The sequence below is a fragment of the Microbacterium sp. C448 genome (assembly GCF_000582705.2).
Classification (GTDB): domain Bacteria; phylum Actinomycetota; class Actinomycetes; order Actinomycetales; family Microbacteriaceae; genus Microbacterium; species Microbacterium lacus_A.
On the sequence record NZ_HG779830.1, the window covers coordinates 1 to 12,905 of the forward strand.

The 12,905-nt window shown below is 69.5% G+C and carries 11 protein-coding genes and 1 pseudogene; 11 read left to right on the forward strand and 1 reads right to left on the reverse strand.

Annotated elements, in window-relative coordinates:
- Positions 1–643, forward strand: a pseudogene (locus tag MIC448_RS15755) (phenylalanine--tRNA ligase subunit beta); the annotation flags it as partial.
- A gap of 37 nt (positions 644–680) precedes the next feature.
- Here the strand turns inward: MIC448_RS15755 and MIC448_RS15760 are convergent.
- Positions 681–1,820, reverse strand: coding sequence for an AAA family ATPase (locus MIC448_RS15760; RefSeq protein ID WP_036301947.1), 1,140 nt, complete (start codon positions 1,818–1,820; stop codon positions 681–683).
- 191 nt (positions 1,821–2,011) lie between these two features.
- Here MIC448_RS15760 and MIC448_RS15765 point away from each other — a divergent pair, with 191 nt between their 5' ends.
- The 10 genes from MIC448_RS15765 to MIC448_RS15810 all read left to right on the forward strand — a co-directional run bounded on the left by MIC448_RS15765 (position 2,012) and on the right by MIC448_RS15810 (position 12,899).
- Positions 2,012–2,953: an NAD-dependent epimerase/dehydratase family protein gene (locus MIC448_RS15765; protein WP_373457239.1), complete on the forward strand. Its 942-nt coding sequence runs from the start codon at positions 2,012–2,014 to the stop codon at positions 2,951–2,953.
- Between the two features lie 361 nt (positions 2,954–3,314).
- Positions 3,315–4,451, forward strand: coding sequence for an N-acetyl-gamma-glutamyl-phosphate reductase (locus MIC448_RS15770; protein WP_036301905.1), 1,137 nt, complete (start codon positions 3,315–3,317; stop codon positions 4,449–4,451).
- 97 nt (positions 4,452–4,548) lie between these two features.
- On the forward strand, positions 4,549–5,706 hold the full coding sequence (gene argJ / locus MIC448_RS15775; RefSeq protein WP_036301906.1) for a bifunctional glutamate N-acetyltransferase/amino-acid acetyltransferase ArgJ: 1,158 nt from the start codon (positions 4,549–4,551) through the stop codon (positions 5,704–5,706).
- Complete coding sequence (gene argB, locus MIC448_RS15780; RefSeq protein WP_036301908.1) at positions 5,703–6,620, forward strand: acetylglutamate kinase; 918 nt, start codon at positions 5,703–5,705, stop codon at positions 6,618–6,620. Before argJ ends, argB begins: the two co-directional genes overlap by 4 nt.
- Positions 6,617–7,861 carry an acetylornithine transaminase gene (locus MIC448_RS15785; protein ID WP_036301909.1) on the forward strand — a complete coding sequence of 415 codons (1,245 nt, stop codon included), beginning with the start codon at positions 6,617–6,619 and terminating at the stop codon, positions 7,859–7,861. Before argB ends, MIC448_RS15785 begins: the two co-directional genes overlap by 4 nt.
- Entirely contained in the window at positions 7,858–8,781 is a 924-nt protein-coding gene (argF, locus tag MIC448_RS15790; protein WP_036301911.1) for an ornithine carbamoyltransferase, read from the forward strand. Before MIC448_RS15785 ends, argF begins: the two co-directional genes overlap by 4 nt.
- A 13-nt stretch (positions 8,782–8,794) precedes the next feature.
- Positions 8,795–9,952, forward strand: coding sequence for a heparan-alpha-glucosaminide N-acetyltransferase domain-containing protein (locus MIC448_RS15795; RefSeq protein WP_051514239.1), 1,158 nt, complete (start codon positions 8,795–8,797; stop codon positions 9,950–9,952).
- Positions 9,949–11,379 carry an argininosuccinate lyase gene (gene argH, locus MIC448_RS15800; RefSeq protein ID WP_036301913.1) on the forward strand — a complete coding sequence of 477 codons (1,431 nt, stop codon included), beginning with the start codon at positions 9,949–9,951 and terminating at the stop codon, positions 11,377–11,379. The genes MIC448_RS15795 and argH overlap by 4 nt, the downstream gene beginning before the upstream one ends.
- A 96-nt stretch (positions 11,380–11,475) precedes the next feature.
- Positions 11,476–12,123 (forward strand): SatD family protein, encoded by a 648-nt coding sequence (locus tag MIC448_RS15805; protein ID WP_036301915.1) that lies wholly within the window; start codon positions 11,476–11,478, stop codon positions 12,121–12,123.
- Entirely contained in the window at positions 12,120–12,899 is a 780-nt protein-coding gene (locus MIC448_RS15810) for a hypothetical protein (protein ID WP_036301917.1), read from the forward strand. Before MIC448_RS15805 ends, MIC448_RS15810 begins: the two co-directional genes overlap by 4 nt.
- Positions 12,900–12,905 lie beyond the last annotated feature (6 nt).

Sequence of the window (12,905 nt, forward strand, 5' to 3'; positions counted from 1 at the left end):
CCAGCCCCGGCACGTCGCGGTTCTGCTGACCGGCAACCTGGCGCCCAAGCAGCCCGGCCGTGCAGCCGAGCCTGCCGACCTGGGTGCGGCGCTCGACGCCGTGCGCGTCATCGCGGCGGCGGCCGGCGTCTCGATCGACGTCGCCCAGGGTGCTCGCGCGGCGCTGCACCCGGGTCGGACCGGTGTGCTGTCGGTAGGTGGACCCGATGACACGCGTGTCGAGGTCGGGTACGTCGGCGAACTGCTGCCGGCGGTCGCCGAGGCATCCGATCTTCCCGGTCGCGTGATCGTCGCCGAGCTGAACCTCGATCTGCTGCTCTCGCTCGTGTCGCCGCGTGTCGTCGCGGCGTCGCTGTCGGGCTTCCCGGCGGCGACCCAGGATGTCTCGCTCGTCGTCGCCGCGGACGTCCCGGCCGCCGAGGTGCGCGCCGCGCTCGTGCAGGGCGCGGGGGAGTTGCTCGATTCGGTGCGGCTGGTCGACGACTACCGCGGCACGGGTGTGCCCGAAGGGTCCAAGAGCCTGACGTTTGCGCTGCGCTTCCGCGCCCCGGATCGGACGCTCACGGCGGCCGAGGCGACGGATGCCAAGCTCGCGGGAGTCGCAGTCGCGGCCGAGCGCTTCAGCGCCACGATCCGGGACTGACACCCGGCGGGACCCCCTGCGGGGCGGCCAGGTCTGGTCAGCGCGAGGGCCAGTGCCAGGCCGGGACATCGAGCATGCCCTGGCCCTCGATCCGTGTGCCGTAGCCCGTCGACTCGAGCCGCACGATGTCGGCGCCGGAGTTCGCGAGCGCCGTGGCGAGCCGGTCGGCGTGCGTCACGACGATGATCTGGCTCTCGTCCGATGCCGCGTTGATCAGCGCCCCGAGCGGATCGAGCAGGTCAGGATGCAGGCTCGACTCCGGCTCGTTCAGCACCAGGAGGGGGGCGGGTCGGGCCGGCAGCAGGGCCGCGCACAGCAGCAGGTAGCGGAGCGTGCCGTCCGACAGTTCGGTCGTCTCGAGCGGTCGTAATAAGCCCGGCTGGTGCATCAGCAGGCGAAAGAGGCCGCCGGATGCCGCCACCTCGACGTGTCCGCCGGGAAACGCCCGAGCCACCTCGCGTGCGAGGGCATCGCCGTATCCGGCATCCTGAATCGTCGCCCAGACGGCTGCGAGGTTCTCGCCTCCGTGGGCGAGGGTCTGCGTGCGTGTGCCGACCCGCGGATGCCGCGCGGGGGAATCCCGGTCCGTCCGGAAGTGGTCGTAGAAGCGCCAGGCTCGCAGCATTCTTCGCACCGATAGCGTCTCGGGCGCGGCGTCGCCGTCGCCGAGGTCGGTGAGGATGCTCTCGAAGGGTGCCAGCCGCTGCTCGGCGTCGACCCATCCGTCGCGGCGCACGCGCACAGCGGCGCGGGTGCGGTCGACGAGAGTCGTGGCTGGTCGCGCGACGGCGCCGGCGAAGATCTGCTCGCGCTTGATCTCGGCATCGCGGGCGAAGACGCTCAGCTTGTCGGTCTGGGGGAGTCCGTAGTCGACGAGATAGCCCAGGTCGTCGGTCGCCACCCCCAGGCGGAGCGAGATGGGTCCGCGCCGCACCGTCCCCTGCGCTCCCGCGCCGCCGGGGGTCTCGGGACCCGCCCACAGTGCGGAGTCGAGCCCGCCCTCCTCGGCGATCGCGCCGATGGCGTCCCCCGAGGCGCCCGCGGCGAGCAGCCGCAGCGCCCGGTACAGGCTCGACTTGCCCGTCCCGTTCGCTCCGGTCACGACGGTCAAGCGCCCGAGGGGCAGGACCAGGTCGACGAGCGATCGGTATCCGGCGACAGCCACGGTCTGGATCACGCGTTCCAGTCTGCCCGCGGCATCCGACGTCGCCACCACCGCCCTCCTGTCCCCGACCCCGACACGGGACCGGGCCGGCAGGGGCGTCCGCCCGTGGCGGAACGGGGTGCGCGGCGGCTGCGTGGTCTGCTGGGATGGCGGGATGACCGACGTTTCTGATTCTCGGCGGCACCGGATGGCTGAGCGGAGCGATCGCGCGACGGTGGACGGATGCCGGGGCCGCGGTGACCTGCCTGGCCCGTGGAACGCGACCCGCACCGGACGGCACAGAGCTGATCGCCGCGGATCGGTCAGAGCCGGGTGCCTATGACGACGTGGTCGGGCGTGACTGGGACGAGGTCATCGAAATTTCTTCGAATACCGACCACGTCGCGGCGGCCCTGGCGGCTCTGGCGCCCCAGGCTCGGCACTGGACGTACGTCTCGTCGGTATCGGCCTACGCGGGCAACGACGAGATCGGCGCGGACGAGGGCGCACCACTCAGTGAACCCGCTGCACCGGGCACGCCCGACGACGAGTACGACTACTCCCGCGCGAAGGCCGCGGCCGAGGCATCCGTCCGCTCGGACATCGGCGACCGCGCCGCGATCGTGCGTCCCGGGCTGATCGTCGGGCCGGGCGATCCCACCGACCGCTTCGGGTATTGGGTCGGGCGCTTCGCTCTCGCCTGCGGCGACCCGGTGCTCGCTCCGCCTCTCGAGTCCGCACGGGCGCAGGTGATAGACGTCGACGACCTCGCTTCCTTCATCGTCGAACGCGGGGCAGACGGCTGGCACGGCACGGCAAACGCGGTGGGGGATTCGATGCCGCTCGGCGAGATGCTCGCGCTCGCACGCGAGGTCGCCGGGCACTCCGGCCCGCTCGTCGAGGCGGGACACGAGTGGCTGACGGAACACGACGTGGCGCCCTGGATGGGGCCGCGTTCGCTGCCGCTCTGGCTACCTCCCGGCATGCCCGGCTTCATGACGCGCTCGAATGTCGTGTACCGCGCCGCGGGCGGCCAGCTGCGAGACATCCGCACCACCCTCGAGCGCACCCTCGCGGACGAACGCGCGCGCGGGCTCGACCGCGAACGGAAGGCCGGTCTCTCCCGCCCCGACGAACTCGAGCTCCTCGCCGCTCTGCCGCGCTGACGCGCGGTACCCAAGACCGGCGGAGGTCGGAGATCCGGCGGCGGTCGGAGCCGCGCGCCGGTGTGCATCCGACGGTCGCCAGATCTCCGACGCTCAATGACGCAAGCCGCGCCCGGATTTGCGGATGCCGCGGCCCGGCAGCTACTGTCGGCCCATGCCTTCGGCCGCCACCAACCTCGAGACGCTCCCCGTGAGCTCCGCTGGTGTGCGCCGACGTCTGGACGGACGCCGACTCTAGGCGACCCCGCGCTCCCCGCCCCGGTGGGTCGAGCGAACGGTGTCGCCGTCTGTAAACAGCGCGTTGTACCGCATCCTGCCCGTCGGGCAGGGGCGCACCGTCCCAGACTCTAAGGTTGAAACCATGCCCTATCAGGTCGCCGTCTCCGGCGCCTCCGGCTATGCCGGCGGCGAATTGCTGCGCCTCTTGGCGGCGCATCCGGATGTCGAAATCCGCACCGTGACCGCACACTCCAACGCGGGCCAGCCCCTCGTCGCGCACCAGCCGCACCTGCGCTCGCTCGCGCACCTCACGCTGCAGGACACGACGCCCGAGACGCTCGCCGGTCACGACATCGTCTTCCTTGCCCTGCCGCACGGCCAGTCGGGACAGTACACCGAGGCGCTCGCCGACACCCCGCTCGTCATCGACTGCGGGGCCGACCATCGGCTCGAGTCCGTCAGCGCGTGGGACCACTTCTACGGCGGCGACTTCCATGAAGCCTGGACCTACGGCGTTCCCGAGCTGCCCGTCGATGGTGGCACGCAGCGGGACCGGCTCGTCGGCGCGACGCGGATCGCGGCGCCCGGATGCAACGCCTCGACCGTGAGCCTCAGCCTCGCACCGGGGGTCGCGGCCGGAGTGATCGATCCGTCCGACGTCGTCGCGATGCTCGCCGTCGGGCCGAGCGGCGCAGGCAAGAGCCTCAAGACCAACCTGCTCGCGAGTGAGATCCTGGGCTCCGCCAACCCGTATGCGGTGGGCGGCACGCACCGGCACATTCCCGAGATACGGCAGGCGCTCGCCGCGGCGCGGTCGGCGGGAGCGGTCGCTTCGACAAGCTCAGTGGCGGCCGGGGCGGTCACTTCGACAAGCTCAGTGGCCGAGGCATTGGCGACTGAGCACGCGGACGAGGGCATTCGCATCTCGTTCACCCCGGTCATCGTGCCGATGGCGCGGGGCATCCTCGCGACGAGCTCGGCCCCGATCGTGCCCGGCGCGTCCGACGCAGACATTCGGGGCGCCTGGGAGGCGGCGTACGGCGACGAGACGTTCGTCCAGCTCCTCCCCGCGGGTGAGTTCCCCCGCACGGCCGACGTGCTCGGCGCCAACACCGCTCTGATGGGTATCGCGATCGACCGGGCCGCGAACCGGGTCGTCGTCGTCACGGCGCTCGACAATCTGGTCAAGGGCACCGCGGGCGCCGCGATCCAATCGATGAACATCGCCCTCGGCCTTCCCGAGGCCACGGGCCTGAGCGTGAACGGAGTGGCACCGTGAGCGCACCCATCCGCCCGATGTCCCACCTTTTCACCCTTCCGGGGTGCCATGCGGTGAAAAGTCGGGACATGCAGGAACAAATGAACGGAGTGGCACCGTGAGCGTGACCGCACCCCAGGGGTTCGAGGCGGCCGGCGTTGCTGCGGGGCTGAAATCGACGGGCAAGCAGGATGTCGCGGTCGTCGTCAACCGCGGGCCCCTCAAGGTCGGCGCGGCCGTGTTCACGAGCAACCGCGCCAAGGCCAACCCGATCCTCTGGTCCGAACAGGCGGTGAAGGACGGCGTCGTCGAGGCGATCGTCCTGAACTCGGGCGGGGCGAACTGCTTTACGGGCAGCTTCGGTTTCCAGACGACGCACCAGACGGCCGAGAAAGCCGGTGAGTTGCTCGACGTCAGCTCGGGCGACATCCTGATCTGCTCGACCGGACTGATCGGCACGGGCGACGAGGTCTTCCGCGCCAAGGTTCTCGACGGCACCGAGAAGGCGATTGCCGCGCTCACCGCGGACGGCGGGGAAGACGCATCCCTCGCCATCATGACGACGGATTCGCACCCGAAGCGGACCGTCGTTCAGGGTGACGGTTGGTCGATCGGTGGGATGGCGAAGGGTGCCGGGATGCTCGCGCCGGGACTTGCGACGATGCTCGTCGTGATCACGACCGATGCCGTCCTCACCTCGGCGCAGGCCGATGCGCACCTGCGTGCCGTAACCCGGGTGAGCTTCGATCGGCTCGACTCGGACGGCTGCATGTCGACCAACGACCAGGTCACCCTCATGGTGAGCGGCGCCTCGGGTGTCACGCCCGACCCGGATGCCTTCACACAGGCGCTGCGCGAGGTGTGCACGAACCTCGCGACCCAGTTGCAGGGTGACGCCGAGGGAGCGAGCCACGACATCACGATCGAGGTCACCGGCGCCGCATCCGAAGACGACGCCGTCGAGGTCGGCCGCTCCGTCGCACGCAACAACCTCTTCAAGGCGGCGATCTTCGGCAACGACCCGAACTGGGGCCGGGTGCTCGCGGCCATCGGCACGACCGATGCCGTTTTCGACCCCTACAACGTCGACGTGAGCATGAACGGCGTGCGGGTCTGCAGCCAGGGCGGCCCCGACCGCCCGCGGGAAGAGGTCGATCTGACCCCGCGTGCGACGCATGTCCTGATCGACCTCAAGTCCGGGGCCGCCGAGGCCACGATCTGGACCAACGACCTGACGCACGACTACGTCCACGAGAACAGCGCGTACAGCTCATGAGCGATACGACGAGCACGACCGACATCCAAGACACCAGCCCCGAAGAGGCTGCCGCCAAGGCGGGCGTGCTGATCGAGTCGCTGCCGTGGCTGAAGCGCTTCCGCGACCAGATCATCGTGATCAAATACGGCGGCAACGCCATGATCTCGGAAGAACTGCAGGAGAGCTTCGCGGAAGACATCGCGTATCTGCGCTTCGTCGGGGTCAAACCGGTCGTCGTGCACGGCGGGGGCCCGCAGATCTCGGCGATGCTCGACCGGCTCGCGATCCCGAGCGAATTCAAGGGCGGCTACCGCGTGACCAACACCGACGCGATCTCGGTCGTGCGGATGGTTCTGACCGGCCAGATCAACCCCCAGCTCGTGGGTCGTATCAACGCGCACGGCCCGTTCGCGAGCGGGCTGAGCGGCGAGGACGCGGGCCTGTTCGGCGGGCGTCGCCGCGGTGTGACGATCGACGGCGTCGAACACGATCTCGGTAACGTCGGCGATGTCGTCGAGGTCGATCCGACGGCCATCCACGATCACCTCGAGGCGGGACGCATCCCGGTGGTATCCAGCATCGCGCCGGACCTTGACCGCCCCGGCCAGTCGCTCAACGTCAACGCGGATGCCGCGGCATCCGCTCTCGCGGTCGCTCTCGGTGCGACCAAGCTCATCGTCCTGACGGACGTACCGGGGCTGTACGCGAACTGGCCGAACCGCGACTCGCTCGTCTCGCACCTGACCTCGTCGCGCCTGCGAGACATGATGCCGACGCTCGAGTCGGGCATGATCCCCAAGATGCAGGCGTGCCTCGACGCGGTCGAGGGCGGCGTCGACACGGCGGCGATCATCGACGGTCGTGTGCCGCATTCGGTGCTGGTCGAAGTTTTCACACACAAAGGAATCGGAACAGAGGTGGTGGCGGGATGAGTTGGCAGGATGACGCGGGCAAGGACCTGGTTCGCAGCTTCGGCGATCGGCTCGCGCTGTTCGTCCGCGGCGAGGGCTGTGCGCTGTGGGATGACTCCGGTCGCCGTTACCTCGACTTCCTGGCCGGCATCGCGGTCAATTCGCTGGGGCACGCGCATCCGGTGTTCGTCGACGCGATCACGGTGCAGGCGTCGACCCTCGCGCACGTCTCGAACTACTTCGCGACACCGCCGCAGCTTGCGCTCGCCGCGCGTCTGAAGCGGCTCGCCGCGACGGGCGAGAGCGGGCGCGTGTACTTCGGCAACTCGGGCGCCGAAGCCAACGAGGCGGCGTTCAAGCTCGCCCGCTTGCACGGCAAGAAGACGGGCCTGACCCGCATCCTGACGCTCGAGAACGCGTTCCACGGGCGCACGATGGGCACGCTCGCCATGACCGGCAAGCCCGCCATGCAGGCCGACTTCCTACCCATGGTGCCGGGTGTCGACCACCTTCCTGCCACGATCGAAGCGCTGACGGATGCCTTCGCCGCGGGTGATGTTGCGGCCCTGGTCGTGGAGCCCATCCAGGGCGAGGCCGGCGTCGTCGAACTGCCCGAGGGGTACCTGCGCGCGGCTCGCGAACTGACCGAGAAGCACGGTGCGCTGCTGATCATCGACGAGATCCAGACCGGTGCCGGTCGCACCGGGCGCTGGTTCGGATTTCAGCACGAAGGCATCACGCCCGATGCGATCACGGTCGCGAAGGGCATCGGCGGCGGATTCCCGATCGGGGCTCTCATCACGTTCGGCGCGGCCAGCGACCTCTTCTACCCGGGCACGCACGGCTCGACCTTCGGCGGCAACGCCCTCGGTACGGCGGTCGCAGGCGCGGTCCTCGGCGAGATCGAGCGCGCCGGACTCGTCGAGAACGCGGCGGCCCGGGGCGCGGAACTGCGCGCCGGCGTCGAGGCGTTCGGCTCACCCCTGATCGCCGGGACCCGCGGCCAGGGCCTGCTGATCGGCGTGGCGTTGACGCATCCGGTCGCGAAGGCCGTTGTCGCGGCGGCACAAGAGCACGGCCTGATCGTCAACGCCGCGAACGATGACACGATCCGCCTCGCGCCGCCCCTGACGATCGGCGATGCCGAGGTGGCGGAGTTCTTCGAACTCTTCGCCGCATCCCTCTCGACCGTCGCGGACGCACTGCTGATCGAGACATCCGAATCCACATCCACGCCCGAACCTACGGAGGTTCCCGCATGACCCGCCACTTCCTGCGCGACGACGACATCACCGCGGCCGAGCAGGCCGAGATCCTCGATCTTGCGATCGAGCTGAAGAAGGATCGCTGGGCCCAGAAGCCGCTCGCCGGGCCCCAGACCGTCGCGGTGATCTTCGACAAGTCCTCGACCCGCACGCGCGTTTCGTTCGCCGTCGGCATTGCCGACCTCGGGGGAACGCCGCTCATCATCTCGACCGCGAACAGTCAGCTCGGAGGCAAAGAGACCCCCGCCGACACGGCGCGCGTGCTCGAGCGTCAGGTCGCGGCGATCGTCTGGCGCACATATGCGCAGGCGGGGCTGGAACAGATGGCCCAGGACACGCGGGTGCCCGTCGTCAACGCGCTGTCCGACGACTTTCACCCCTGCCAGTTGCTCGCGGATCTGCTGACGATCCGCGAACACAAGGGTGCGCTGAAGGGGCTGACGCTGACGTTCTTCGGCGACGGCATGAGCAACATGGCCCACTCGTACGTGCTGGCCTGTGCGACGGCCGGAATGCACGTGCGCGTCGCATCGCCCGAGGACTACTCGCCCCGCGAGGACGTCGTCGCCGATGCGGATCGCATCGCGGCGACAACCGGCGGTTCGGTCACGCTCTACACCGATCCGGTCGAGGCCGCGGCCGGGGCAGACGTCATCGTGACCGACACCTGGGTGTCGATGGGTAAGGAAGAGGAGAAGATCGCACGCCTGCGGGATCTCGGCGCCTACAAGGTGACCGAAGAGACCATGGCGCTCGCGAAGCCGGATGCGATCTTCATCCACTGCCTGCCCGCCGACCGCGGGTACGAGGTCGACGCGAACGTCATAGATGGCCCTCAATCGGTCGTCTGGGACGAGGCCGAGAACAGGCTCCACGCGCAGAAGGCGCTGCTGGTGTGGCTGTTGCAGCAGGCCTGAGCGGACCCGGTCGTTGAGCGAGCGCAGCGAGTCGAAACGCCCCTGGCTCGCGGACAACTGGCGCAGGCTGAACGGCCCTCGCCGCGTCGCCGGGCTCGACCTCGCGCGCGGTCTGGCCGTGATCGGGATGTTCGCGGCACACCTGTTGTGGATCGATCCGTTCGACCCGACGGATGCGTCGACGTGGACGGATGTCGCGAACGGCCGCTCCTCCATCCTGTTCGCGACGATCGCGGGTGTCTCGATCGCGCTCATCACGGGGGGACGTACCCCCGTGAGTGGCGCGGCACGGGAACGTGCGTCCGCTCGGCTCGCCCTGCGCGCACTGTGCATCTGGGTGATCGGGGTGCTGCTGATCCTGACGCAGGTGCCGGTCTACGTCATCCTTCCCGCGTACGCCATCCTCTTCTTGCTGGCCCTGCCGCTGTTGCGTGCGCGCCCGGCATTCCTGTTCGCACTCGCGGCCGTGCTCGGCCTCGTGATGCCGTGGGTGCAGGCGCTCATCGGGCAGCTGCCGTTCTGGGACACCCAGATCGGGGCCGAGATCGGCCTGCTGCTGGGGCTGAACTATCCGTTCCCGGTGTGGATCGCGTTCATCGTGGCGGGACTCGGCGTCGGGCGCCTCGACCTTCGCTCGCTCGGCACCCAGGCCGCTCTCGTTCTCGTGGGAGCGGGGCTGGCGGTGCTCGCCTACACGCTCGCCGTCGCGTTCCCCGCCGCCCCCGACACGTATTTCGCGCTCGTATGGACCGCCGATGCGCACTCCGACGGGCTGCTGGAGGTGTTCGGGTCCGGGGGCTTCGCGCTCGCGGTGCTGGGACTCTGCCTGCTCCTGACCCGCCCCTGGTGGGCGGGTGCGTGGCTCGGTCCGATCGGATGGCTCACCTTGCCCCTGCGGGCGGTCGGGTCGATGCCGCTCACCGCTTACGTGGGTCAGATCGTCGCCTGGTGGGTTCTGCAGCCGACGCCTGACCCCGGCGAATCGACGCTCGAGGCATTCCGTGACACCGATCCCTTCGTCCCGTTCGTCGTGTGGACGATCGTCGCGTGCACACTCTGGGCGCTGGTGGTGGGGCGCGGGCCGCTCGAGTGGGCGCTCGATCGCGTCTCACGCCTCGCGGGTCGCCGTCGGCGGGGCGCCGGCCAGGCCGTCGATAGGGTGGAGCAGTGAGCAACGACAAGGCGCAGGGCACGAATGAAGGAGCCCTCTGGGGCGCGCGATTCGCGGGTGGACCCTCGCCCGAGCTGGCCGCTCTCAGCCGTTCGACGCACTTCGACTGGGTGCTCGCGCCCTATGACATCGCCGGCTCGAAGGCGCACGCCACCGCGCTCGCCGCGGCCGGATACCTCGAAGCCGAAGAGCTCACGGCCATGCACGCGGCCCTTGACGAACTCGCCGCCGACGTCGCGTCGGGCGCGTTCGTCGCGGCTGATTCGGATGAGGACGTCCACGGCGCGCTCGAGCGCGGGCTGATCGAGCGGGCCGGCGCCGAACTCGGCGGTCGGCTGCGCGCCGGGCGCAGTCGCAACGACCAGATCGCGACGCTCGTGCGGATGTATCTGCTCGACCACGCGACGGTCATCGCCCGAGACATTCTGCGCGTCATCGACGCTCTCGTCTCGCAGGCGGATGCCGCGGGCTCCGCGATCATGCCAGGTCGGACCCACCTGCAGCACGCCCAGCCGATCCTTCTGGCGCACCATCTGCAGGCCCACGCCTGGCCGCTCGTGCGGGACCTCGAGCGCCTGCGCGACTGGCGGGCGCGGGCCGCGGTCTCGCCGTATGGCGGGGGAGCGTTGGCCGGGTCGAGCCTGGGTCTTGACCCGGCGCTCGTCGCCCGTGAACTGGGGCTCGACCGCCCCTCCGAGAACTCGCTCGATGGCACCGCGGCACGCGATGTGGTGGCCGAGTTCTCGTTCATCGCCGCGATGATCGGCATCGACCTGTCCCGTTTCGCGGAAGAGATCATCCTCTGGAACACGCGCGAGTTCGGATTCGTGACGCTCGACGATGCGTATTCGACGGGCTCGAGCATCATGCCGCAGAAGAAGAACCCCGATATCGCCGAGCTCACGCGCGGCAAGGCGGGGCGTCTGATCGGCGACCTGACCGGCCTGCTCGCGACGCTCAAGGGCTTGCCGCTGGCGTACAACCGCGACCTGCAGGAAGACAAAGAACCCGTCTTCGATGCCGTCGTGACTCTCGAGGTGCTTCTTCCCGCGGTCACGGGCATGATCGCGACCCTGCGTTTTGATACCGAGCGGATGGCGCGGCTCGCCCCCGAGGGTTTCTCTCTCGCGACCGACGTGGCCGACTGGCTCGTGCGCCGGCGGGTACCGTTCCGCGACGCGCACGAGATTTCGGGCGCACTGGTTCGCGCCTGCGAGGAGCGCGGGATCGGACTCGAGGATGCTTCGGATGACCTCTTCGCGCAGGTTTCGCCGTTGCTCACCCCCGAGGTGCGTGAGGTCCTTACGATCGAGGGTTCCGTCGCGAGTCGTTCGGGGGTCGGTGGTACCGCGCCCGTGCGGGTGACAGAGCAACGTGCTGAGCTCGTCGCGCGGGCACAGGCGACGAGCCACTCGCTCGGGGTCTGACCTTCGGTCAACCGCTTAGACGAAGGCCCGACGAAATATCTTTCGTAAATAAGCAAAGGGCTTATATCTCTGAGTAATAAGCTATATGCTTATTCCATGCCCATCGCTGTGATCGCCGACATCATCGGATCTCGCCGGCTCGACGACCGCGAGTCCGCTCAACATACGCTCGACGATGCGATCGCCCGGGTGGAAGCGGACTTTCCGCTGGCCCGCCAGCCGTTCCGTCCGACCGCGGGCGACGAGCAGCAGGCCGTCTACGACACGCTCGAGGCTGCGCTCGCCTCGACGCTGCTCCTGCAACTGACGCTCCCGGATGCCGTGGCGTTCCGATTCGGGATGGGGATCGGCGCACTCTCGCCCATCCCGACGGCCGCGGGGGAGATTCCCGAGGGGCCGGCCTGGTGGGCGGCGCGGGAGGCGATCAACACGGTTCACGCGAAGCAGCGCCGCGCCGCGCCGAGCGCACGTGCCTGGGTTGTCGGTGATGCCGACGAGACTGAGGGCATGTCGACATCCGTGCCGCTCGCGAACGCCTACCTGCTGGCGCGTGACCAGATCGTCACGGCGATGTCCGAACGAACGCGTCGCCTGACCTACGGGCGCTGCTTGGATCGGCCCCAGAAGGATCTCGCCCGCAACGAGGGCATCACGCAATCCGCCGTTTCGCAGGCGCTCACCGGAGCGGGAGCGTCGGCGCTCGTCGAAGGATTCCAGTCCCTCACCCGCCGGGCGGCCTCGTGATCCTGACCGGTCTTGTTTTGGTGGCGATCGGGGCTGCCGACCTGGTGCGCGCCTTCACGCGCGTGCGTGCGCGCCGCGCGATCGGGTTTGCCGTGGTGGCGCTCGCGGTCATCGCGGTCGGTATCGTTGCGGCCGCGCCCGTCGCGATCGTGGTCGCCCTCGTCTCCGCCGGGGTCTGGGTTGCGCTCATGCCGCACGCGGGCGGTGGCCGGGCGGGTGCCTGGCCGATGCTGGGACTGCTCGTCATCTGCTTCACCGGCATCCTGGTGGGTGGCCGTCTGCCGGGTAGCGGCGGGGGAGCGCTCGCGACGTTTCCGCTGATCGCCTCGCCGTTCGGGCCGCTGTCCGTCGCCGACATGATCCTGCTCGCGGGCACCGTCGTGTTCTTGCTGGAGTCGGGCAACGTGATCGTGCGTTCGGCTCTCGCACTCGAACGCGTGGTCCAGCCGCCTGAGGCGGGAGCCGGGCGGGATGTCGCGGGCGCGCCGCCGATGCCGCCCCCTCCTCCCGCGGCCCGGGCTTCGGTGCTCAAGGGCGGCAGGCTGATCGGGCCCCTCGAGCGCCTGCTCGTCTTCGCTTTGACGCTCACGGGTGCCTACACCCTGCTCGCGGCCGTCATCGCGGCGAAGGGCATCGTCCGATTCCCCGAGATCTCGCGCGACGGTGAGAACGGCGACCGAGCCGAGTACTTTCTCGTCGGCAGCATGGTCAGCTGGGTGACAGCGCTCGCCGCCGCCCTTCTCGTATGGTGGGTTCTCGGCTCCGTCGGAGCGTGAGCATCT

Coding starts and splice junctions, on each gene's coding strand:
- MIC448_RS15770 (WP_036301905.1), top strand. CDS start 3,315: ATGCCCTATCAGGTCGCCGTCTCCGGCGCCTCCGGCTATGCCGGCGGC.
- MIC448_RS15785 (WP_036301909.1), top strand. CDS start 6,617: ATGAGTTGGCAGGATGACGCGGGCAAGGACCTGGTTCGCAGCTTCGGC.
- argF (WP_036301911.1), top strand. CDS start 7,858: ATGACCCGCCACTTCCTGCGCGACGACGACATCACCGCGGCCGAGCAG.
- MIC448_RS15805 (WP_036301915.1), top strand. CDS start 11,476: ATGCCCATCGCTGTGATCGCCGACATCATCGGATCTCGCCGGCTCGAC.
- argB (WP_036301908.1), top strand. CDS start 5,703: ATGAGCGATACGACGAGCACGACCGACATCCAAGACACCAGCCCCGAA.